Below are 23032 nucleotides of genomic sequence, written 5' to 3' on the forward strand. Positions count from 1 at the left end.
CGCTCCCCCCATGGTTGCGCAACTCCCGGTTTATCGCGCATGGAGATGACCAGCCTGTGACTCGGCAGATGCTCCCCCGTCCTACGTGCAGACTCGCCTCTCACCCATCGGCCGGCCTGCGCACGGCAGGCATCATCGCCATCAGTTTCTGCACCGTTTCATTGCCGGGTCTGGGGCATTTCCTCCTCCCTCCCTCTCATTCCCCCAGGAAGCTTTCAAAAAGCACCGGCTCTTTCTTCCCAGGCCAGCGCAAGCCGCTGGCCTTTTTCTTGGGCGCACCTCGTCGCCCCAACCATCCCCATCACCTGTTCTGAACGCGCTACGTCGCTGGTGACCGTTCCTGCATTCGCACACTCTTTTTCTTACTCATAACTTACAAAATATTCATGCCCGTGATATACACGCGCATCTCCCACTGAAAATCATCATTGCCATGACATCCGACTACAAGGCCCTGCTGCAACAAAAAGCGGAGCTTGAGAAAAAAATCGACGCACTCATCCAGCACGCGAAAACCGATGCGATCGCTGAAGCAAAGGCGATGGTGCAGCAATATGGCCTGACGAAGGAAGACGTCTTCCCCTCCGCCAAGAGCAAATCCGGCAAGCCCGGCAAGCACAGCGTGGGAGAGCCCAAATTCCGCAACCCAGAAACCGGCGCCACCTGGACAGGCCGCGGCAAGCCGCCCAAGTGGATAGAAGGCAAGGACCGCGCAAGCCTCGCCATCTGAGAATCGACACCGGGCGCCGGCCATGCCTCCCAGTCGGCGCCCCCTATTTCGCCGCGTTGCCATACCATGCGATTTCCAACACAAGGAGGAAACGCACATGAGCAAACAGAGCACAGAAACCCTGTTGGCAGCAGAACTGGCTGACCACTTCATAGAAGTCATCCTGTCCAACAAACCAGAGCTGTTGGTCTCGGGCATCGGCGGGGTGGCAGACCTGCACCACATACAGCACGGCGCCAAGGCCCTGGCGCATTTCCGCCTCACGCTGATCCAGGAACTGTCGCAACAGCCCATGCCCGACATGGGCAGCAGCTGAATCAACCCTGGGCCAGCCTCCTTGCCGAGCCCGCTCCCGCAGCCCGTGCGAAATCCGTGCGATTCCGACGACACCGCAGGACACTTGCAGGCAAAAAAAACCGCCACACGCTGAGGTCATCAGTGTGTGGCGGTGTCTTGGATGGTGGAGCTGGCGGGAATTGAACCCGCGTCCGCAAGCCTTCGCCGGGCAGATCTACATGTTTAGCGTTCTGTTTTGAGTCTCGCCTCCCAAGTCGCGCAGGCGCACGCTACCCGGGATGCCAGCTTCCTTGGATCTTGCCACGTACTAAGAAGCCCAGCACGCAGCCAGCTGATGTAAATTCCCTTGCAGCCGGGAGGTATTGCTACCCCCTTGCCCAGCCCATCAGCGTGCTGTTGCAAGGCTCACCGGATTTAAGCGGCGAGTGCGAAACGTTCGTCGTTTGCAGTTAGTTTTTTGAATGGAGATTTACGAGCGTCACTCAAGCTCGACATGCACCACACCGGTCCCGAACCCACGTCGAAACCAGGACAGCCCCAAGGCTCCTATCTTAGCCTCTTTCCAGCAGTTTCAAGAGCTCCAGTGGAGAATAGATTTGCGCATCCGCCTGCCACTGCAGCGTATCGCCCGCTGCGCCGAGGTAGCCGTAGCAGGCCGCCACGGTCTTCATGCCTGCGGCCTTGCCTGCAACGATGTCGCGCTCATCATCACCCACATAGACAAAACACTGCGGAGGCAGGCCGATACGCGCGGCAGCTTCCAGCAACGGTGCTGGATGGGGCTTTGCGTGGGGCGTGGTATCACCGCTGACGATGGCACCAGCGCTCGCGAAAAGCGGCATCTGCTGCGTCAGCGGGTCGGTGAAACGCATGGACTTGTTGGTGACCACACCCCAGGGCATGGATGCCGCCTGAAGCTGTTCAATGAGCTCCGGGACACCATCGAACGCATAGGTGCGCTCGGTCATGCACTGCTCGTAGTTGCGGAAAAACTCCTCGCGCATCTCCGGAAACTCCGGCGAGTCAGGCGTGAGCCCGAAGCCCACGCCCAGCATCCCCCGTGCCCCGGCGCCCGCCATGGGCCGATACCGCTCATAGGGAAGCGACTGCAGGCCACGGTCAATGCGCATCCTGTCTGCGGCCGCACCCAGGTCGGGTGCACTGTCGATCAAGGTGCCGTCCAGGTCGAACAGAACAGCTCGGACTTCTTGCCACATGCGGCTCACCCTTCTGCCCGGCGCGTTGCCAGCATGTAGTTCACCGACGTGTCCGCGCTGAGCCAGTAGCGCCCGGTGATGGGGTTGTGCTGCAGACCCTTGCTGGCCTGCAGGTCAAGGCCAGCCTGACGGGCAAACATGGCGAGTTCGCTGGGCTGGATCAGCTTGGCGTACTCATGCGTCCCCTTGGGAATCATCTTGAGCAGGTACTCCGCCGCCACAATGGCCAGACCAAAGGCCTTGGCACTGCGGTTGATCGTGGAGAAGAACACCCAGCCTCCGGGCTTGACCAGCTCGGCGCAGGCCGCGACCACGGAAGCGGGATCGGGCACATGCTCGAGCATCTCCATGCAGGTCACCACGTCAAAGGAGCCCGGCTGCTCCTCGGCCAGACGTTCCACGCTGACTTCGTGGTAATGGATGTTCGGAGTACCCGTTTCCAGCGCATGCAACTGGGCCACACGCAATGCCTTGGTGGCCAGGTCGATGCCCACCACCTCTCTCGCCCCCTTGCGGGCCATGGAATCGGCGAGGATGCCGCCACCGCAGCCGACATCAAGAACCCTGCGTCCCTTCAAGGGAGCTTGCGCATCAATCCAGTCCAGGCGCAACGGATTGATCTGATGCAAAGGTTTGAACTCACTTTCCGGGTCCCACCAGCGATGGGCCAGGCTGGAGAATTTCTCCAGCTCCGCCGGGTCGGCATTGACGTTGATTGCGTTGCTCATGGCTCGATTGTCGGTGATTGCGACGACCGTTCGGCCATAAAAAAAGCCCCGTTGCCGGGGCTTTTGCGGGAAGCAATCGAAAGATTACTGAGCGGCGCGGGTGCCGACCACTTCGATTTCCACGCGACGGTTCTTTGCGCGGCCTTCCTTGGTCTTGTTGTCGGCGATGGGCTGCTTTTCGCCCTTGCCTTCAGTGTAGACGCGGTTCTTTTCGATGCCCTTGGACACCAGGTAAGCCTTCACAGCTTCAGCGCGGCGAACCGACAGCTTCTGGTTGTAGGCGTCAGAGCCAACGGAGTCGGTGTGACCGACGGCGATGACCACTTCCAGGTTGATACCCTTGACCTTGGAGGCCAGGTCATCCAGCTTGGCCTTGCCTTCGGGCTTCAGAACCGACTTGTCGAAGTCGAAGAAAGCGTCAGCAGAGAAGGTCACCTTGGAAGCCACGGCCGGAGCGGGTGCCGGTGCCGGAGCGGGAGCTGCCGGAGCGGGCGTTGCGGCAGGAGCCACAGCGGCTGCCACAGGCTTCAGGGCACCGTCGCAGTCAGCTGCTGCAGTGGCGGGCGTCCAGTTGGCATCGCGCCAGCACAGTTCGTTCGTGCCGTTCTTCCACACCAGTTCGCTGGTGCCGTTTTGCCAGTTGTCGATGGTCTTGCCACCGTCAGCAGCCTTCACTTGTGCGCCAGCAGCCGTTGCGAGGGCGGCAGAGGCAAACAACATCGCCACTTTGTTCAGTTTCTTCATGGTTCTCCTCTTGGGGAAAAAGCCGCAGCAGGGCTGCGAATCTGTGGACGTTATCAGTGACCATCACCAAAAACGTTGAATTGATTGTGCCATACGTCACAAGCAGACGGACCGCCAAGCGGGCGCCAACAAGTAGGACAGCGGCGGAATTCCAGGGTTATGTTGCTCGGCTGCTACACGTCATTCGACCTAAAATGGGCCTTTTCCCGCCGTCAGAGTATCGCCACACATGACCCAGTTTGCTAAAGAAACCCTGCCCATCAGCCTCGAAGAGGAGATGCGTCGCAGCTATCTCGATTACGCAATGAGCGTGATCGTGGGCCGGGCGCTGCCCGATGCGCGAGATGGTCTCAAGCCTGTGCATCGGCGCGTGCTGTTCGCCATGCACGAGCTCAACAACGACTGGAACCGGCCGTACAAGAAGTCGGCGCGTATCGTCGGCGACGTTATCGGCAAGTACCACCCGCACGGAGACAGCGCGGTGTACGACACCATCGTGCGCATGGCACAGGATTTCTCGCTGCGCCACATGCTGGTCGACGGGCAGGGCAACTTCGGTTCGGTGGACGGGGACAGCGCGGCGGCGATGCGTTACACCGAAATCCGCCTGTCCAAGATCTCCCACGAGATGCTGGGCGACATCGACAAGGAGACGGTGGACTACGGCCCGAACTACGACGGCAGCGAGCGCGAGCCGCTGGTGCTGCCCGCGCGGCTGCCCAACCTGCTGGTCAATGGTTCCTCGGGCATTGCCGTGGGCATGGCCACCAACATTCCTCCGCACAACCTCAACGAGGTGGTGGATGCCTGCCTGCACCTGCTGCAGACGCCTCAGGCCACCATCGACGAGCTGATGGAGATCATTCCCGCGCCTGACTTCCCCACGGCCGGCATCATCTATGGCATCAACGGTGTCAAGGAAGGCTACCGCACGGGTCGCGGACGCGTGGTGATGCGCGCCAAGTGCCACTTCGAGGACATCGATCGCGGCCAGCGCCAGGCCATCATCGTTGACGAGCTGCCCTACCAGGTCAACAAGAAGACGCTGCAGGAGCGCATGGCCGAGCTGGTGCACGAGAAGAAGATCGAAGGCATCAGCCACATCCAGGACGAGTCCGACAAGTCGGGCATGCGCCTGGTGATCGAGCTCAAGCGCGGCGAAGTGCCCGAGGTCGTGCTCAACAACCTGTACAAGCTGACCCAGCTGCAAGACACCTTCGGCATGAACATGGTGGCGCTGGTCGATGGCCAGCCCAAGCTGTGCAACCTGAAGGATCTGGTCGAGGTCTTCCTGCAGCACCGCCGCGAAGTGGTCACGCGCCGCACGGTGTATGAGCTGCGCAAGGCGCGCGAGCGCGGCCATGTGCTGGAAGGCCTGGCGGTCGCGCTGGCCAATATCGACGACTTCATCGCCATCATCCGCAACGCGCCGACGCCGCCTGTGGCCAAGGCCGAGCTGATGACGCGCAACTGGGACAGCAAGCTGGTGCGCGAGATGCTCACGCGCACCCGCACCGATGGCGGCGTGGTCAACGCCGACGACTACCGCCCCGACGGGCTGGAGCGCGAATTCGGCATGCAGGCCGATGGCCTGTACCGCCTGTCCGAAACCCAGGCCCAGGAAATTCTGCAGATGCGCCTGCAGCGACTGACCGGCCTGGAGCAGGACAAGATCGTCGCCGAGTACAAGGACGTGATGTCCGTCATCGAGGACCTGCTGGACATCCTGTCCAAGCCCGAGCGCGTGTCGGCCATCATTGGCGACGAGCTCAAGCAGATCAAGGCCGAGTTCGGCCAGAGCAAGGTCGGCGCCCGCCGCAGCACGGTCGAGTACAGCGCGCAGGACCTGTCCACCGAGGACCTGATCACGCCCACCGACATGGTGGTCACGCTCAGCCACACGGGCTACATCAAGAGCCAGCCGCTGTCCGAGTACCGCTCGCAAAAGCGCGGCGGACGCGGCAAGCAGGCCACGGCCACCAAGGAAGACGACTGGATCGACCAGCTGTTCATCGCCAACACGCACGACTACCTGCTGTGCTTCTCCAACCGCGGCCGCCTGTACTGGCTCAAGGTCTGGGAAGTGCCTGCAGGTTCGCGCGGCTCGCGCGGACGCCCCATCGTCAACATGTTCCCGCTGCAGGATGGCGAGAAGATCAACGTGGTGCTGCCGCTGACGGGCGAGTACCGCAGCTTCCCGGCCGACCACTATGTGTTCATGTCCACCAGCATGGGCACCGTGAAGAAGACGGCGCTGGACGAGTTCTCCAACCCGCGCAAGGCCGGCATCATCGCCGTGGGCCTGGACGAGGGCGACTTCCTGATCGGCGCTGCCCTGACCGACGGCAAGCATGACGTGATGCTGTTCAGCGACGGCGGCAAGGCCGTGCGCTTCGACGAAAACGACGTGCGCCCCATGGGCCGCAACGCGCGTGGCGTCAAGGGCATGAACCTGGAAGAAGGCCAGAGCGTAATCGCCATGCTGGTGGCCGAGGACGAGTCGCAAAGCGTGCTCACGGCCACCGAGAACGGCTACGGCAAGCGCACCTCCATCGTGGAGTACACGCGCCATGGCCGCGGCACCAAGGGCATGATTGCCATCCAGCAGTCCGAGCGCAACGGCAAGGTCGTCGCCGCCACCCTGGTGCATGCCGATGACGAAATCATGCTGATCACCGACACTGGCGTGCTGGTGCGCACCCGGGTCTCAGAAATCCGCGAACTGGGCCGCGCCACCCAGGGCGTGACGCTGATCTCCCTGGACGAAGGCGCCAAGCTCGGCGGCCTGCAGCGCATCGTTGAAAACGATGCCAACGAAGTCGAGGACGAGGCTACGGGCGAGGAGGCCACAGGCGGCGATGAAGCCGCTGCCGAAGGCACGGGCGAGCCCGCCTGATGACCCAGCCGCCGCTGGGGCTGCCTCCCGCACCGGGAGCTCAGTCCCAGCGGCGGCTCAGATTTTTGACAGTTGCAGGCACCGCCCGAACTGGCGCCTGTGCGTGACTTGACAGTGAACTCCATGAACCGCCCTTACAACTTCTCCGCCGGCCCCGCCGCCATTCCCGCCGAAGTGCTGCAGCAGGCAGCCGCCGAAATGCTCGACTGGCACGGGTCCGGCATGAGCGTGATGGAGATGAGCCACCGCGGCAAGGAGTTCATCTCCATCTATGAACAGGCCGAGGCCGACCTGCGCGAGCTGCTGGCCGTCCCGCCCGAGTTCAAGATCCTGTTCATGCAAGGTGGCGGCCTGGCCGAGAACGCCATCGTTCCCCTGAACCTCTCGCGCGCAGGCACGGTGGACTTCGTGCTCAGCGGCAGCTGGAGCCAGAAGTCGGCCAAGGAAGCACGCAAGTACGTGGCCGACGCGCACATCGCAGCCAGCGGCGAAGACGGCAAGTTCACCGCCCTGCCCGCCCCCGAGAGCTGGCAACTGAGCCGGGGCGCCAGCTACGTGCACATCTGCAGCAACGAAACCATCCATGGCGTGGAGTTCCAGGAGCTGCCCGACCTGAAGGCGCTGGGCTGCGATGCTCCGCTGGTGGTTGACTTCTCCTCGCACGTGGCCTCGCGCCCCGTCGATTGGAGCCGCGTTGGTCTGGCATTCGGCGGCGCGCAAAAGAACCTGGGCCCTGCCGGCCTGACCCTGGTCATCGTGCGCGAGGATCTGCTGGGCCACGCCCTGCCGGCCTGCCCTTCGGCCTTCGACTACAAGACCGTGGCCGACAACCAGTCGATGTACAACACGCCTCCGACCTGGGGCATCTACATCGCGGGCCTCACGTTCCAATGGATCAAGCGCCAGACCGAAGGCGGCCTGACCGGCGTGGCCGCCCTGGAGGCGCGCAACATCGCCAAGGCCGACCTGTTCTACCAGTACGTGGACCAGTCCTCGTTCTACGTGAACAAGGTCGCTGCCAATTGCCGCTCGCGCATGAACATCCCCTTCTTCCTGCGCGACGAATCGCGCAATGACGCCTTCCTGGCCGGAGCCCGGGAACGCGGCCTGCTGCAGCTCAAGGGCCACAAGTCCGTCGGCGGCATGCGTGCCAGCATCTACAACGCCATGCCCATCGCTGGCGTGCAGGCGCTGGTGGAGTACATGCGCGAATTCGAACAGCGCAACGCCTGACCGACCACACTCCCGCCCATGAGCACCACACCCCAAGCATCTCCCGATCTGGCGCATCTGCGCGTGCAGATCGACGATATCGACCAGCAACTGCTGGACCTGCTGAACCGACGTGCCCGCGTGGCAGAGCAGGTCGGCGAGGTCAAGAAGCGTGAAGGCACGCCCTTCTTCCGCCCGGACCGCGTGGCCCAGGTCATCCAGAAGATCGAGTCCGCCAATCCCGGCCCGCTCAAGAACGGCCATGTCTCGGCCATCTGGCGCGAGATCATGTCGGCCTGCCTGGCGCTGGAGTCGCCCCAGCGCGTGGCCGTGCTGGGCCCGGCGGGCACGTTCTGCGAGGAAGCCGCCATCCAGTACTTCGGCGGCGCGGCCGATTTGATGTACTGCAACAGCTTCGACGAGGTGTTCCACGCCACGGCCGCAGGCAGCGCGCAGTACGGCGTGGTGGGCGTGGAGAACTCCAACGAAGGCGTGGTCACGCGCTCGCTGGACATGTTCCTGCACACGCCCTGCCACGTGGTGGGCGAGGTCAGCCTGCTGGTGCGCCACAACCTGCTTCGCAGCAGCAACACGACCGAGGGCATCGAGGTCGTGGCAGCCCATCCCCAGGCCCTGGCCCAGTGCCAGGGCTGGCTGGCCAAGCACCTGCCGCATGCCGAGCGCCGCCCGGTGTCCAGCAATGCCGAAGGCGCCCGCCTGGCAGCGCTGCATCCCAACATCGCCGGCCTGGCCAGCGAACGCGCAGCCCAGCAATTCGGCCTGCATGTGGTGGCGCATGCCATCCAGGACGATGCCTACAACCGCACGCGCTTCGCCGTCATCTGCCTGCCGCACACGCTGGCCACGCCCTCGCCCAGCGGCCAGGATTGCACCAGCATCATCATCTCCGTGCCCAACCGCCCCGGCGCCGTGCATGACCTGCTGGTGCCGCTCAAAAGGCACGGCGTGTCGATGACGCGCTTCGAGTCGCGCCCCGCGCGCACCGGCCAGTGGGAGTACTACTTCTACATCGACCTCGAAGGCCACCCGGCACAGCCCAACGTGGCCAGCGCGCTGGAAGAGTTGCGCGGCCTGTGCGCCTTCTACAAGGTGCTGGGCACCTACCCGGTATCCAAGTGATGCAGCCCTTTGAACAACTGGGCCTGATCGGCTGCGGCCTCATGGGCGGCTCGTTCGCCCTGGCGCTCAAGCAGGCAGGGCTGGTCAAGCGCGTCGTGGGCTACAGCAAGTCGCCTTCGACGACCGAACGCGCTCGCCAGATGGGCGTCATCGATGTGGAGGCCCCCTCCGCCCTGCTGGCCGCCGCCGGTGCCGACCTGGTGCTGCTGGCCGTGCCCGTGGCGGCGACCGAGGCCACGCTCAAGTCCATCAAGCACTTGGTCACGCCCGAGATGATGATCATGGACGTGGGCTCCACCAAGGTCGATGTGGTGCATGCCGCCCGCTCGGCCCTGCGCGACCAGCTCGGCTCCTTCGTCCCGGCCCACCCCATTGCAGGCAAGGAAGTCTCGGGCGTCGAGCACTCCGACCCCCAGCTGTACAAGGGCGCACAGGTCATCCTGACGCCCACCGAACGCACGCTGACCGACCACCTGCAAAAGGCCCGCTCCCTGTGGGAGCTGCTGGGCTGCCGCGTGCGCGCCATGTCGCCCGAAGCCCACGACAGTGCCTTTGCCACGGTCAGCCACCTGCCGCATCTGCTGGCCTTCGCCATGATGCAAAGCGTGATCACCCAGCCCGACTCCGACGACGTGCTGTCCCTGGCCGGCCCCGGCTTCCGAGACTTCACGCGCATTGCCGCAGGCGATCCCAAGATGTGGCGTGATGTGCTGCTGGCCAACAGCGAGCAGGTTCTGGCACAGTCACGCCAGTTCCAGCAGGCGCTGCAGCAACTCGAATCCCTGATCCAGGGCGGTGACGGACAAGGTCTTGAAGACCGCCTGACCCTGGCCAGCGCCGCGCGCGCCCATTGGCGCATGGGCGCTCCGCGCCGCTGACGCGCAACGCAGGGCAAGCGCCAGACGCAAGCCCGGCGCACCCAAAGCGCTCCTGTGCATTGCGGCCGGCGCGGCCGCAATGCCTCCCGACAGCCTGTTTGCCTCCGAATTGCCATGTTCAGTACCGCCTTCCTCGATATCCCCCCTCTTTCCCGCGCGCAGGGCACGGTGAGCCTGCCGGGCTCCAAGAGCATCTCGAACCGCGTGCTGCTGCTCGCGGCACTGAGCCAGGGCACGACCGTGGTCCACGACCTGCTCGACTCGGACGACACGCGCGTCATGCTCCGGGCCCTGCAGCAACTGGGCTGCACGGTGGAGCCCGCGACCATCACCCTCGGCCAGCCCGTGCGCATCACCGGCCTGGGCGGCGTCCTGCCCTCCGGCGCCAGTGCCGAACTGTTCATGGGCAACGCCGGCACGGCCATGCGGCCGCTGACGGCAGCCCTGTCCGTGCTGGGCGGCGACTTCAAGCTCAGCGGCGTGCCGCGCATGCATGAGCGCCCCATCGGCGATCTGGTCGATGCGCTGCGCCAGCTCGGCTGCCGCATCGACTATCTGGGCAACGAGGGCTTTCCTCCGCTGCACATCCGCCAGCCCGATTTCTCGCAGCTGCCGCACAGCCCCATCCAGGTGCGTGGCGATGTCTCCAGCCAGTTCCTGACCTCGCTGCTGATGGCGCTGCCGCTGCTGGCCAGCACGCGCGACATCACCATCGAAGTCGTGGGCGAGCTGATCTCCAAGCCCTACATCCACATCACGCTGGAATTGCTGGCCCGCTTCGGCATTGCCGTGCACAACGAGAACTGGCAGCGCTTCACCATCCCGGCCGGCAGCCGCTACAGCTCACCTGGCGAGATCCATGTCGAGGCAGACGCCTCGTCGGCCAGCTACTTCATCGCACTGGGCGCCATCGCCTCGGACAGCGCCGAAGGCATCCGCATCCTCGGCGTGGGACTGGACTCCATCCAGGGCGATATCCGCTTTGTCGAGGCCGCGCGCGCCATGGGCGCCGAGGTGGAAGGCGGCCCCAACTGGCTGCGCATCCGCCGTGGCGCATGGCCGCTCAAGGCCATCGACCTGGACTGCAACCACATCCCCGATGCCGCCATGACGCTGGCCGTCATGGCCCTGTATGCCGATGGCACGACCACGCTGCGCAATATCGCAAGCTGGCGTGTCAAGGAAACCGACCGCATCGCGGCCATGACCAAGGAACTGCGCAAGCTGGGCGCCGACGTCGAGGAGGGTGCGGACTTCATCCGCATCACTCCGCCCGCATCCACCGCCGCATGGCGTGCGGCCAGCATCCACACCTATGACGACCACCGCGTGGCCATGTGCTTCTCGCTGGCGGCCTTCAACCCGGCCGCCCTGCCCGTGCGCATCGAAGACCCCAAGTGCGTCGCCAAGACCTTCCCCGACTACTTCGAGGCCCTGTTCTCGGTCTGCGAGACGGCCCGCGCGCGCATTCCCGTGATCTGCATCGATGGCCCCACGGCCTCGGGCAAGGGCACGATTGCCGCCGAGGTCGCCCAGGCTCTTGGCTACCACCTGTTGGACTCGGGCGCGCTGTACCGGCTCACGGGGCTGGCCGCATCGCGCGTCGGCCTGGTGCTGGACGAACCGCACGCCCAGCAGATCGCCGTGCTGGCGCGCGAGCTGCCCGTGCGCTTTGACGCCGAGCAGCGCATCTGGCTGGGTGACGAGGATGTCACCCTCATCCTGCGCAGCGAGGAGTCGGGCATGAACGCCTCGCGCGTCTCGGCCCTGCCTGCCGTGCGCGACGCGCTGGTGGACCTGCAGCTGTCCTTCCAGCAGCTTCCGGGGCTGGTTGCCGACGGCCGCGACATGGGCACGGTGATCTTTCCCCATGCTCCCCTCAAGGTCTATTTGTCGGCCTCCGCCGCCTGTCGCGCCGAGCGCCGGCATAAGCAGTTGATTTCCAAAGGAATTGCCGCTAACATAAGCGCCCTTCGGGCTGACCTTGAAGCACGCGATGCGCGGGACATGAACCGCAGCGTCGCACCGCTCAAGCCCGCCCAGGATTCCATGCTGCTTGACAGCTCCGAACTCTCCATCGAAGAGGTGGCAGAGCAGGTGCTTTCATGGTGGCAGGAACGCCAGCCGTTCGGCCGCGACTGATTGCCAGTTGCGCCGCACGGTCGGCAAACCCGCCCTCCGGGCCCAGACATGGCGGCACCGCCCCATGTACGGCCCGAGGTCCATAGACTCCAACACCGTGGTTGAACCCACAACACCTCCGCAAACAGTCCTAGAAACGCCTGGCAATAGTGCCGGCGGAAACCTGTTTGCGGGCAAGGAAATACATGTCTGAATCTTTTGCCTCCCTGTTTGAAGAATCGCTGCAACGCACGGAAATGCGTCCTGGCGAGGTCATCACCGCTGAAGTCGTGCGCGTCGAGCACAACTTCGTCGTCGTGAACGCTGGCCTGAAGTCGGAAGCCTACGTGCCAATCGACGAATTCAAGAACGACCAGGGAGAAATCGAAGTCCAGGTGGGCGACTTTGTGTCGGTCGCCATCGGCTCGATCGAAAACGGCTACGGCGACACCATCCTGTCGCGCGACACCGCCAAGCGCCTGGCCTCGTGGCTGGCTCTGGAAAAGGCCCTGGAATCGGGCGAATTCGTGACCGGCACGACCTCCGGCAAGGTCAAGGGCGGCCTGACGGTGCTGGTCAACGGCATCCGCGCCTTCCTGCCCGGTTCGCTGATCGACACCCGTCCGATCAAGGACCTGACTCCGTACGAAAACAAGACGATGGAGTTCAAGGTCATCAAGCTGGACCGCAAGCGCAACAACGTGGTGCTGAGCCGCCGCGCCGTGGTCGAAGCCTCGATGGGCGAAGAGCGCGCCAAGCTGATGGAAACGCTGAAGGAAGGCGCCATCGTTCAAGGCGTGGTCAAGAACATCACCGAATACGGTGCGTTCGTGGACCTGGGCGGCATCGACGGCCTGCTGCACATCACCGACATGGCATGGCGCCGCGTGCGTCATCCCTCGGAAGTCGTGCAGGCTGGCCAGGAAATCACCGCCAAGATCCTCAAGTTCGACACCGAGAAGAACCGTGTCTCGCTGGGTCTGAAGCAAATGGGCGACGACCCGTGGATGGGCGTTTCGCGCCGCTACCCCTCGAGCACCCGCCTGTTCGGCAAGGTCACGAACATTGCCGACTACGGCGCGTTCGTCGAGCTGGAACCCGGCATCGAAGGCCTGGTGCACGTCTCCGAAATGGACTGGACCAACAAGAACATTGCTCCGACCAAGCTCGTTACCCTGGGTGACGAAGTCGAAGTCATGGTGCTGGAGATCGACGAAGACAAGCGTCGCATCTCGCTGGGCATGAAGCAGTGCAAGGCCAACCCCTGGCAAGAGTTCGCGCAGAACACCAAGCGCGGCGACCGCGTCAAGGGCCCGATCAAGTCGATCACCGACTTCGGCGTGTTCGTGGGTCTGGCTGCCGGCATCGACGGCCTGGTGCACCTGTCCGACCTGTCCTGGAACGAGCCCGGCGAAGCCGCCGTGCGCAACTACAAGAAGGGCCAGGAAGTCGAAGCCATCGTGCTGGCCGTGGACGTCGAGCGCGAGCGCATCTCCCTGGGCATCAAGCAGCTGGACAGCGATCCCTTCACGACCTTCGTGACCGTGAACGACAAGGGCCAGATCGTGTCGGGCAAGGTCAAGACGGTGGACGCACGTGGTGCTGAAATCGACCTGGGCGAAGACATCATCGGTTACCTGCGTGCTTCGGAAATCGCCGTGGACCGCGTGGAAGATGCCCGCTCGGTGCTGAAGGAAGGCGACGAGATCACCGCCGTGGTGGTCAATGTGGATCGCAAGACCCGCAACATCCAGCTGTCGATCAAGGCCAAGGACCAGGTCGACCAGCAAGAAGCCATGGCTTCCCTGTCCGCTCAGTCGGCCAAGGAAAACGCCGGCACGACCAGCCTGGGCGCCCTGCTGCGCGCCAAGCTGGACAACTCCGACAAGTAATCAGCAGCCAGTCTGCTGACCGCTGAAGGTCGGATGCGACGGGCGCCTCCGGGCGCCCGTCGCCATTTCAACCCCTGATTCCTATCCTTGATGACCCGATCCGATCTCGTCGAAGAACTCGCCGCCCGCTTTGGCCAACTGAGCCAGCGCGATGCCGAGCAGGCCGTCAAGACGATTCTTGACGCCGTCAGCGATGCCCTGGTGCGAGGCCATCGCATCGAAATCCGCGGCTTTGGCAGTTTCTCGGTCAACCATCGCCCGCCCCGCATGGGCCGCAATCCCCGCAGTGGCGAGGCTGTCCACATTCCGTCCAAGCGCGTGCCGCACTTCAAGCCCGGCAAGGCCCTTCGCGAAGCCGTGGACCTGCGCCCCGGCGCGGCCATCGATACAGACAACACAGGCTCCGGCACAGGCACCGGCCCTGCCGCCTGAAAGCGGGCTGACCGGCTGCGCGCGCCGCAGCCGCCCTCTCCGCCAGGCTCTAGAATCGTTCCCGTCACACAAGGGAACACATGAAGTACTTCCTGTGGCTGCTCAAGGCGGCCATTTTTTTTACGCTGTTCGCTTTCGCCCTGAACAACCAGCAGGACGCGACGGTGCACTTCTTCTTCGGCACCTCCTGGACTGCGCCGCTGGTACTGGTGGTGCTGGCCGCCTTCGCACTGGGCCTGATCGTGGGCGTTCTGGGCATGGTGCCGCGCTGGCTCAAGCACCGCAACGCCGCGCGCTCGACCCAGGCCACAGTGCCTGCCGCAGCCGAGGCACCGGCAGCGGCCACGGCGCCCAAGCCCGCCCCATCCCCCATCCTGCCGGGCGACGTGCATGGAATTTGATCTGAGCTGGATATTGCTGGGCCTGCCCGTCGCCTTCGTGCTGGGCTGGCTGGCCTCGCGCTGGGACCTGAGGCAGATTCGCGCCGAAAACCGCCAGGCGCCCAAGGCCTATTTCAAGGGCCTGAACTTCCTGCTCAACGAGCAGCAGGACAAGGCCATCGACGCCTTCATCGAAGCCGTGCAGAACGACCCCGACACTTCGGAGCTGCACTTCGCGCTGGGCAACCTCTTTCGCCGCCGTGGCGAATACAACCGCGCCGTGCGCGTGCACGAACACCTGCTGTCGCGCGGCGACCTCAGCCGCGTGGACCGCGACCGCGCCCAGCACGCGCTGGCCCAGGACTTTCTGAAGGCAGGCCTGCTCGATCGTGCCGAGGACGCGCTGCGCCGCCTGGAAGGCACGGCCTTCGAGGCCGAAGCCCGCCTGGCCCTGCTGGCCATCTACGAACGCTCACGCGACTGGACACAGGCCGCCGCCATTGCGCGCCGCATGCAGGAAGCCAACCAGGGCGACTTCAGCGGCCGCCTGGCCCACTACCTCTGCGAAGACGCCCAGGCCCTGCTGACCCAGGCCCAGCAGGCCGAGGCACTGCAGCGGCTGCAGCAGGCCATCACCACCGCCCCACAGGCCGCACGCCCGCGCCTGGAGCACGCGCAGCTGCAGCACCGCATGGGGCAATCGGCCCAGGCCCTGCACACGTTGGAAAGCCTGGCCGAGCAGTCCCCAGCCTCGCTGCCGCTGGCGGCTCAGCTGCTGGTGGACATTGCCGCCGCCACGGGCCAGCGCCAGCACATCCACCAACTGCTCAGCCAGCAGTACGAGCAGGCACCCTCGCTGGATCTGCTGCAGGCCCTGGTCGCGCTGGACGCTCAAATTGAAGAACAGAGCAACGATGGTGAAACCAAGGCACCGGGACGCGCACGCCTGGTCCAGCATCTGGACAGGGAGCCCTCCCTGGTGGCTGCCGCGCAGTGGCTGGCAGGCGAGAAGCTGGCCGAGGAGCAGTACCACCCGGCCGTGCAACGCGCGCTGGACCACGCGGCCAAGCCGCTGACCCGCTACCGCTGCGCGGCCTGCGGCTTCGAGGCACGCCAGCATTTCTGGCATTGCCCCGGCTGCCAGAGCTGGGACAGCTATCCGGCCCGGCGCGTCGAGGAGCTGTGATGCGGGGCAGGCGCGAGAGGCAGCTCCACCCCCTGCATCGCGTCACCCCCATTGGCAAACACGGCATGGACGGTGTATTTTCAGAGTATTCCTAGAAACCGCCTTGGCAGGCGCATGGCCATTGACTTTGCACACGTTCGGCCATGCCTGCACGGGCCTGCTGGCCCCCTTCACCGCCTAGCCGCACGCCAAGGCCCTGCATAAGATGCCTCTGGGTCGCAATGTTGCGGCCCTCAACATTTTGGGATCAGGAGGTTTGTATGTTCAGAAAACTGATGGCTGGCTTCATTGCACTGCTGTGGTCCGTGATGGCCCTGGCTGCCGTGGAAGTCAACAAGGCGAATGAAGCCGAACTGACATCCATCAAGGGCATTGGCCCGGCCATGTCGGCACGCATTCTCGAGGAGCGCAAATCCTCCGCCTTCAAGGACTGGCCCGATTTCATTGCCCGCGTCAAAGGCGTGGGCGAACCGACCGCCGCCAAGTTCTCGGGTGACGGCCTGACGGTCAATGGCGCCAGCTACAAGGGCCAGGGAGCCAAGCCCGATGCAAAGGACACGGCGGCCAAGGACACCAAGGACACGGCAGCCAAAGGCGCCAAGCCGACCAAGGACCAGGCCGCCAAACCGGCCACGCCGGCCAAGGCCGGCGCGGCCTCCTGAGTACGCCAACTGTCTCTATCCAACCCGCTTCGGCGGGTTTTTCATGCGTACTACCCTCGGGGTATGCGCGGCCATAGCCTGAAACATGCTCAGGTTTTCATAGCGAAGCAAAAAACCTTGCCCGTAAAATGAACCGCCCATGCCCCTGATCACCCTCATCCTCCTACCCTTCATCGGCAGCCTGATTGCCGCGATGCTGCCCGCCAATGCGCGCAATACGGAATCGACTCTGGCCGGCGTCATTGCCCTCGGCTGCGCCATCCAGACGGCATTGCTGTTCCCCCAGATCGCCGATGGAGAGGTGCTGCGCCAGGAGATCGAGTGGCTGCCGGCACTGGGGCTGAATCTGGTGATCCGCATGGACGGTTTTGCCTGGATGTTCTGCATGCTGGTGCTGGGCATCGGTTCGCTGGTGGTGCTTTATGCGCGCTACTACATGTCGCCGGCGGATCCCGTGCCGCGCTTTTTCTCGTTCTTTCTGGCCTTCATGGGCGCGATGGCGGGCGTGGTGCTGTCGGGCAACATCATCCAGATTGCCTTCTTCTGGGAGCTGACCAGCCTCTTCTCCTTTCTTCTGATCGGATACTGGCACCACCGCAAGGATGCACGCCGGGGCGCGCGCATGGCGCTGACGGTGACGGGAACGGGCGGCCTGGCCATGCTGGCCGGCATGCTGGTGCTGGGCCACATCGTGGGCAGCTATGACCTGGACAACGTGCTCATCGCCGGCCAGCAGGTGCGCGACCACCAGTTGTACCTGGTCGCCCTGGTGCTGATCCTGCTGGGCGCACTGACTAAGAGCGCGCAGTTCCCCTTCCACTTCTGGCTGCCGCACGCCATGGCCGCGCCCACGCCGGTGTCGGCCTACCTGCACTCCGCCACCATGGTCAAGGCGGGTGTGTTCCTGCTGGCGCGCATGTGGCCCGTGCTGGGCGACACCGATGCCTGGTTCTGGCTGGTGGGCGGAGCCGGCGCGGCAACGCTGCTCATCGGTGGCTATCTGGCCATGTTCCAGCACGATCTCAAGGGATTGCTGGCCTATTCGACGATTTCCCACCTGGGCCTGATCACGCTGCTGCTGGGCCTCAACAGCAAGCTGGCCGCCGTGGCTGCGGTGTTCCACATCATGAACCACGCGACCTTCAAGGCCTCGCTGTTCATGGCCGCAGGCATCGTTGACCATGAAAGCGGCACGCGCGACATCCGCCGCCTCTCGGGCCTGCGGCACATGATGCCCATCACGGCCACGCTGGCCTGCGTGGCCAGTGCGGCCATGGCGGGCGTGCCGCTGCTCAACGGCTTCCTGTCCAAGGAGATGTTCTTCGCCGAGACCGTCTACCTGGACGCTGCCCCCTGGGTGCGCACGGCCCTGCCGGTGGCCGCCACGGTGGCGGGCATGTTCAGCGTGGCCTATTCGCTGCGCTTCACCATCGACGTCTTCTTCGGTCCCAAGGCCACCGACCTGCCGCACGAGCCGCACGAGCCGCCGCACTGGATGCGCGTGCCCGTCGAATTGCTGGTGCTGGCCTGCCTGGTGGTGGGCATGCTGCCGGCGTGGGCGGTGGGCAGCTTCCTCGCAGCGGCCGCCACGCCCGTGGTCGGCGGCGATCTGCCCGAGTACAGCCTGGCCATCTGGCACGGCTGGAACATGCCCTTGATCATGAGCCTGGTCGCCCTGATTGGCGGCATCCTGCTGTACATGCTGCTGCGCTGGCAGCGCCAGGCCGGCCATATCGATACCGCACCGCTGGTGGGCACGCTCAGCGGCCAGCGCATCTTCGAGAACCTGCTGGCCCGCCTGTCCCTGCTGGGCCGCTGGTCGCGCCGGCGCCTGTCCACCATGCGCCTGCAGTGGCAGATGCTGTGGCTGGTGTGCACCGCCGTGCTGGCGGGCGTTCTGCCGCTGTGGCTGCAGGGCATCAAGCTGGGCGATCGGGGCATGCTGCCGCTGTCGCCCGCCTTCGTGCTGCTGTGGTCGGTGGGCATTCTCTGCGCCCTGGGCACGGCCTGGAAGGCCAAGTACCACCGGCTGACCGCGCTGATCATGCTGGGCGGTGCCGGCCTGTGCACCTGCCTGACCTTCCTGTGGTTCTCGGCGCCCGATCTGGCGCTGACCCAGCTGGTGGTCGAAGTCGCCACCACGGTGCTGATGCTGCTGGGCCTGCGCTGGATGCCCAAGCGCGACAAGAGCCTGCACATTCCCGTGCTGTCCGCCGAGCTGCGTGCCCGCTCGCGCCGTATGCGCGACCTGCTGCTGTCGCTGGTGGCCGGGGGCGGCATGGCCTGGCTGGCCTTCGCCATGATGAGCCGCCCCTTCTATGACGGCGCCTCCACCTTCTTCCTCGAACATGCGCTCAGCGACGGCGGCGGCACCAATGTGGTCAACGTCATGCTGGTGGACTTCCGTGGCTTCGACACCTTCGGCGAAATCGTGGTGCTGGGCATCGTGGCCCTGGTGGTCTATGCCCTGCTGCGGCGCTTCCGCCCGGCCCGCGAGACGCTGGACCTGCCCGAACAGCAGCGCTACGTGCCAGGCGACCTGCAGACCGATCTGTTCAATCCGCGCAATGCCGGCGATACGGCCGTGGGCTACCTGATGGTGCCCGCCGTGCTGGTCCGCCTGCTGCTGCCTTTCGCGGCCCTGGTCTCGGTCTACATCTTCATGCGCGGCCACAACGAACCCGGAGGCGGCTTCGTCGCCGGCCTGGTGTTCTCGGTCGCCTTGCTGATGCAGTACATCATCTCCGGCACGCAGTGGGTCGAGGCCCACTTGCCGATCTTCCCGCGCCGATGGATCGGTGTCGGCCTGCTGTTCGCACTGGGTACCGGCATGGGCTCCATCGTGGCCGGCTATCCCTTCCTCACCAGCCACACCTTCCATATGACCCTGCCAGTCGTCGGCGACGTGCATCTCGCCAGCGCCCTGTTCTTCGACATCGGTGTGTTCTCGCTGGTGGTGGGCGCAACCATGCTCATTCTGACGGCCATCGCCCACCAATCGGTGCGCAGCCACCGCTACCACGCCCGCCTGCTGGAGGAGCAGCAACAACAGGCCGAGGAGGCCGAAGCCGCCGTGCAGCAAGCCACCGCCGCAGCCCTGGCGCGAGGAGGTTTCTGATGGAAGTCGTGCTTGCCATTGCCATCGGCGTACTGACCGGCTCGGGCGTGTGGCTGCTGCTGCGCCCACGGACCTACCAGGTCATCATGGGGCTGGCCCTGCTGTCGTATGCGGTCAACCTGTTCATCTTCAGCATGGGCCGCCAGGGCCTGGCCATTGACAAGGAGCCCGTGCTGCGGGCCGGCGTACCGCAGGATCTCGCGCACTATGCCGATCCCATGCCCCAGGCGCTGGTGCTCACGGCCATCGTGATCGGCTTTGCCATGACGGCGCTGTTCCTGGTGGTGCTGCTGGCCTCGCGCGGCACCACCGCCACCGACCATGTGGACGGAGCCCATTCCCGCACCGAGCAGGAGATGCCATGAACGAGCTGACCGCCCGTCTCATGCCGCACCTGATGCTGGCGCCCATCGTGCTGCCCATGCTCTCGGCAGCGCTGATGCTGCTGCTGCGCGAGGAGCGCCAGCGCGTGAAGTTCGCCCTTGGCCTGGTGTCCACCGTGCTGGGCCTGGGCGTGGCCGTGCTGCTGATGCTGTGGACCGACCAGGCCGGCGCACCCGTCAACCTGGGCGTCTACATGCCGGGCAACTGGCCCATGCCCTTCGGCATCTCGCTGGCGCTGGACCGCCTGACCGGCATGATGCTGGTGCTGACCTACACGGTGGCCCTGGCCTCGCTGATCTTCTCCAGCGCCCGCTGGCACCGCGCGGGGATGCACTTTCACTCGCTGTTCCAGTTCCAGCTGATGGGCCTGAGCGGCGCCTTCCTCACGGCGGACCTGTTCAACCTGTTCGTGTTCTTCGAGATCATGCTCGCGGCCTCCTACGGCCTGTTGCTGCATGGCTCGGGCCGGGCGCGCATCCAGGCGGGCCTGCACTACATCGCCATCAACCTGGCCGCCTCGTCGCTGTTCCTCATCGGCGTGTCCATGCTCTACGGCCTGACCGGCACGCTGAACATGGCCGACCTGGCGCGCGCCATTCCCCAGATCAGCAGTGCCGACCGCGGGCTGCTGCATTCGGCAGCGGCCATCCTGGGCATCGCCTTCCTGACCAAGGCGGCCATGTGGCCGCTGAACTTCTGGCTGGTGCCGGCCTACAGCGCGGCCACCGCGCCCGTCGGTGCCGTGTTCGCGCTCATGACCAAGGTGGGCGTCTACGTGGTGCTGCGGCTGTGGACGCTGCTGTTCAGCTCCGAGGCCGGGTCCTCCGCCCTGTTCGGCAGCACCTGGCTGATCGTCGGCGGCATGCTGACCATGGCCTTCGGCGGCCTGGGCATGCTGGGCTCGCAGCGCCTGACGCATATCGCGGGCTTTGCGGCCATCCTGTCGTCAGGCACCCTGCTGGCTGCCACGGGCTTTGGCCAGAACGCGCTGACGGCGGGGCTGCTGTACTACCTGCCCAGCTCCACCCTGGCCGTGAGCGCGCTCTTCCTGATTGCCGACGTGGTGGACCGCTGGCGCGTGGACGACGACGCGGGCGAGCCCTATGAAGACGATGAGGCGCCCTTCCTCAACGCCGAGCTGCTTCCCACCGAGGGATTCAACCTTGACGAATCCGAAGAGGTGCTGATCGGCCGCGCCATTCCCGCCGCAGCCGCCTTCATCGGCCTGAGCTTCATGCTGGCCACCCTGGTGGTTACCGGCCTGCCCCCGCTGTCGGGCTTCGTGGGCAAGTTCGCCATGCTGTCTGCCCTGCTCAACCCGCTGGGCCTGGGCAACTCCAGCGGCTTCCAGGCCGGCTGGGCCGGCTGGGTGCTGGTGGCGCTGATGATCATCACCGGGCTGCTGGCCCTGCTGTCGCTGGTGCGCGCCGGCATACGCCACTTCTGGGCGACCGAGGAGCAGAACTCCCCCTCGCTGCGCGTGGTCGAAGGCCTGCCCATCGCCTTGCTGCTGGCCTGCTGCGTGGCACTGACGATGCGCGGCGGCGAACTGATGGGCTACACCCAGCGCGCGGCCGATGCGCTGCTGGCGCCCGATGTCTATGTACGCTCCGTCATGGGCACGCAGCCCGAGCCCAGCCCGGCAGAAAAGAAGGCCCGCCTGGAAGCCGGGCCCGAAGGCGCGGCACGCGCCGCGGCCCAGGCCAGTGGCGCGCCCATACCCGCAGGCATAGGCGATGCAGGCACGACGGCGGGCAAGGAGGATTCCCGATGATGAAAACCTTGCTGCCCGCGCCGCTGCTGTCGGTGGCGCTGTTCCTGCTGTGGCTGCTGCTCAACCGTTCGTTCAGCAGTGGACAGATCCTGCTCGGTGCATTGCTGGGCCTGCTGCTGCCGCTGCTGCTGCGCGGCCTGCGCCCCTTGCCCGTGCGGGTGCGCCATCCGCTGACCATCCTGCGCCTGGCGCTGCGCGTGGTCTGGGACACCTCGGTGTCCAACTTCAACGTCGTGCGCTTCATGCTGTTTCCGGGCATGCGCAAGCACCCGGCCAACTTCGTGCGCATCCCGCTGGAACTGCGCGACCCCAACGGCCTGGCCGTGCTCGCCATGATCGTGTGCATCACGCCCGGCACGGCCTGGGCCGAGATCTCGCGCGACCGCTCGCAGCTCATGCTGCATGTGCTGGAGGTCGATGATCCCGAGGAGATCGTCCAGCACGTCAAGCGTTGCTACGAGCGCCCCCTGATGGAGATTTTCGAATGATGCCCTGGTTCCACTGGACTTTGATGTTCGCGCTGGGCCTGCTGGTCGCGGCCATGGGCTGCGCCGTGCTGCGCCTGCTCAAGGGCCCGCACGCCCAGGACCGCGTGCTGGCGCTGGACTGCATGTACCTCAACGGCATGCTGGCCATGCTGCTCATGGGCATCATCTACGACAGCACAAGCTACTTCGAGGCGGCCTTGCTGGTCGCACTGTTCGGCTGCGTGGGCTCCACCGCCATGGCCAAGTTCCTGCTGCGCGGCGAGGTGATCGAATGACGCCGGAGACCACACTGCCGCTGTGGTGCCAGATCCTGGTTGCCGCGCTGGCGCTGGGCGGCGCCATCATCGCCTTCCTGGGCTCCATGGGACTGTGGCGGCTGGGCAGCTATTTCGAGCGCGTGCATGCGCCCTCCATCATCGCCACCATGGGCTGCTGGCTGATCATGCATGCCACCTGGATCTACTTTTCCGTCAGCGGCCAGAGCCTGGCCGTGCATGCGCTGCTGATTGCGGTCTTCATTTCCGTGACCGTGCCCATCACCACCATCTTCCTGATGCGCGCAGCCCTGTTCCGCGCGCGCCGTGCGGGCCAGGACGTGCCGCCGCCGCTGAGCACCGTCGTGCGCAACGAACCGGCCGAGCACCCGGACGTCTGAAATCGCTTGCGGCGCCTGAAAATGCCCGCCCATCGCTGGTGGCGGGCCCCAGGCCCAAGCCCTGCCCAACTGCTCAGCATACGAATCTGCCACCGGCC

Annotated in this window: 21 protein-coding genes and 1 other RNA gene; 18 read left to right on the forward strand and 4 right to left on the reverse strand. The window is 65.1% G+C overall.

The features are described from left to right. Positions 1 to 433 precede the first annotated feature (433 nt). A complete protein-coding gene (locus BO996_RS21760) occupies positions 434 to 730 on the forward strand; it encodes an H-NS histone family protein (protein ID WP_071956406.1) in 297 nt (98 codons plus the stop codon). A 97-nt stretch (positions 731 to 827) separates the two neighbouring features. Continuing rightward, positions 828 to 1046: a hypothetical protein gene (locus BO996_RS21765; protein ID WP_013801634.1), complete on the forward strand. Its 219-nt coding sequence runs from the start codon at positions 828 to 830 to the stop codon at positions 1044 to 1046. Between the two features lie 142 nt (positions 1047 to 1188). On the opposite strand, the gene ssrA is transcribed toward BO996_RS21765, so the two are convergent. From ssrA to ompA, 4 genes are all read right to left on the reverse strand, one after another. Next, positions 1189 to 1566, reverse strand: a transfer-messenger RNA (tmRNA) gene (gene ssrA, locus BO996_RS21770). 12 nt (positions 1567 to 1578) lie between these two features. Next, positions 1579 to 2244, reverse strand: a complete 666-nt coding sequence (locus tag BO996_RS21775) for an HAD family hydrolase (RefSeq protein WP_071956407.1) — start codon at positions 2242 to 2244, stop codon at positions 1579 to 1581. A gap of 5 nt (positions 2245 to 2249) precedes the next feature. Further along, positions 2250 to 2972, reverse strand: a complete 723-nt coding sequence (ubiG, locus tag BO996_RS21780; protein WP_012206516.1) for a bifunctional 2-polyprenyl-6-hydroxyphenol methylase/3-demethylubiquinol 3-O-methyltransferase UbiG — start codon at positions 2970 to 2972, stop codon at positions 2250 to 2252. Between the two features lie 84 nt (positions 2973 to 3056). After that, on the reverse strand, positions 3057 to 3716 hold the full coding sequence (gene ompA / locus BO996_RS21785; protein ID WP_012206517.1) for an outer membrane protein OmpA: 660 nt from the start codon (positions 3714 to 3716) through the stop codon (positions 3057 to 3059). Positions 3717 to 3945: 229 nt separating this feature from the next. Between ompA and gyrA the strand changes: the two genes are divergently transcribed. The 16 genes from gyrA to BO996_RS21865 all read left to right on the forward strand — a co-directional run bounded on the left by gyrA (position 3946) and on the right by BO996_RS21865 (position 22934). Continuing rightward, a complete protein-coding gene (gene gyrA / locus BO996_RS21790; RefSeq protein ID WP_034395021.1) occupies positions 3946 to 6612 on the forward strand; it encodes a DNA gyrase subunit A in 2667 nt (888 codons plus the stop codon). 123 nt (positions 6613 to 6735) lie between these two features. Beyond that, positions 6736 to 7845, forward strand: a complete 1110-nt coding sequence (gene serC, locus BO996_RS21795; RefSeq protein WP_012206519.1) for a 3-phosphoserine/phosphohydroxythreonine transaminase — start codon at positions 6736 to 6738, stop codon at positions 7843 to 7845. 18 nt (positions 7846 to 7863) lie between these two features. After that, positions 7864 to 8964, forward strand: a complete 1101-nt coding sequence (pheA, locus tag BO996_RS21800; RefSeq protein WP_013801628.1) for a prephenate dehydratase — start codon at positions 7864 to 7866, stop codon at positions 8962 to 8964. Next, positions 8964 to 9842: a prephenate dehydrogenase gene (locus BO996_RS21805; protein WP_043820638.1), complete on the forward strand. Its 879-nt coding sequence runs from the start codon at positions 8964 to 8966 to the stop codon at positions 9840 to 9842. The genes pheA and BO996_RS21805 overlap by 1 nt, the downstream gene beginning before the upstream one ends. Positions 9843 to 9956: 114 nt before the next feature. After that, a complete protein-coding gene (locus BO996_RS21810) occupies positions 9957 to 11984 on the forward strand; it encodes a bifunctional 3-phosphoshikimate 1-carboxyvinyltransferase/cytidylate kinase (protein ID WP_071956408.1) in 2028 nt (675 codons plus the stop codon). A gap of 185 nt (positions 11985 to 12169) precedes the next feature. Further along, positions 12170 to 13855 (forward strand): 30S ribosomal protein S1, encoded by a 1686-nt coding sequence (gene rpsA / locus BO996_RS21815; RefSeq protein ID WP_012206523.1) that lies wholly within the window; start codon positions 12170 to 12172, stop codon positions 13853 to 13855. Positions 13856 to 13945: 90 nt separating this feature from the next. Then, positions 13946 to 14287, forward strand: a complete 342-nt coding sequence (locus BO996_RS21820) for an integration host factor subunit beta (RefSeq protein WP_013801626.1) — start codon at positions 13946 to 13948, stop codon at positions 14285 to 14287. 80 nt (positions 14288 to 14367) lie between these two features. Next, positions 14368 to 14688: a LapA family protein gene (locus tag BO996_RS21825; RefSeq protein WP_013801625.1), complete on the forward strand. Its 321-nt coding sequence runs from the start codon at positions 14368 to 14370 to the stop codon at positions 14686 to 14688. Then, the gene (gene lapB / locus BO996_RS21830; protein ID WP_071956409.1) at positions 14678 to 15853 is read left to right on the forward strand and encodes a lipopolysaccharide assembly protein LapB; all 1176 of its coding nucleotides are present in this window, start codon (positions 14678 to 14680) and stop codon (positions 15851 to 15853) included. Before BO996_RS21825 ends, lapB begins: the two co-directional genes overlap by 11 nt. A gap of 260 nt (positions 15854 to 16113) precedes the next feature. Continuing rightward, positions 16114 to 16515 carry a ComEA family DNA-binding protein gene (locus BO996_RS21835; protein WP_071956410.1) on the forward strand — a complete coding sequence of 134 codons (402 nt, stop codon included), beginning with the start codon at positions 16114 to 16116 and terminating at the stop codon, positions 16513 to 16515. A 139-nt stretch (positions 16516 to 16654) separates the two neighbouring features. Further along, positions 16655 to 19633 carry a monovalent cation/H+ antiporter subunit A gene (locus tag BO996_RS21840; RefSeq protein ID WP_034395005.1) on the forward strand — a complete coding sequence of 993 codons (2979 nt, stop codon included), beginning with the start codon at positions 16655 to 16657 and terminating at the stop codon, positions 19631 to 19633. Further along, the gene (locus BO996_RS21845) at positions 19633 to 19998 is read left to right on the forward strand and encodes a Na+/H+ antiporter subunit C (RefSeq protein WP_012206529.1); all 366 of its coding nucleotides are present in this window, start codon (positions 19633 to 19635) and stop codon (positions 19996 to 19998) included. Before BO996_RS21840 ends, BO996_RS21845 begins: the two co-directional genes overlap by 1 nt. Next, a complete protein-coding gene (locus tag BO996_RS21850) occupies positions 19995 to 21791 on the forward strand; it encodes a monovalent cation/H+ antiporter subunit D (protein ID WP_012206530.1) in 1797 nt (598 codons plus the stop codon). Before BO996_RS21845 ends, BO996_RS21850 begins: the two co-directional genes overlap by 4 nt. Beyond that, positions 21788 to 22279 (forward strand): Na+/H+ antiporter subunit E, encoded by a 492-nt coding sequence (locus BO996_RS21855; protein ID WP_012206531.1) that lies wholly within the window; start codon positions 21788 to 21790, stop codon positions 22277 to 22279. Before BO996_RS21850 ends, BO996_RS21855 begins: the two co-directional genes overlap by 4 nt. Beyond that, the gene (locus BO996_RS21860; protein WP_012206532.1) at positions 22276 to 22554 is read left to right on the forward strand and encodes a K+/H+ antiporter subunit F; all 279 of its coding nucleotides are present in this window, start codon (positions 22276 to 22278) and stop codon (positions 22552 to 22554) included. The genes BO996_RS21855 and BO996_RS21860 overlap by 4 nt, the downstream gene beginning before the upstream one ends. Continuing rightward, a complete protein-coding gene (locus BO996_RS21865) occupies positions 22551 to 22934 on the forward strand; it encodes a monovalent cation/H(+) antiporter subunit G (protein ID WP_012206533.1) in 384 nt (127 codons plus the stop codon). Before BO996_RS21860 ends, BO996_RS21865 begins: the two co-directional genes overlap by 4 nt. The last annotated feature ends 98 nt before the right edge of the window (positions 22935 to 23032 follow it).

Origin of the sequence: Delftia sp. HK171 (assembly GCF_001886655.1) — a bacterium.
In the GTDB taxonomy this organism is placed as follows: Bacteria; Pseudomonadota; Gammaproteobacteria; order Burkholderiales; family Burkholderiaceae_C; genus Comamonas; species Comamonas acidovorans.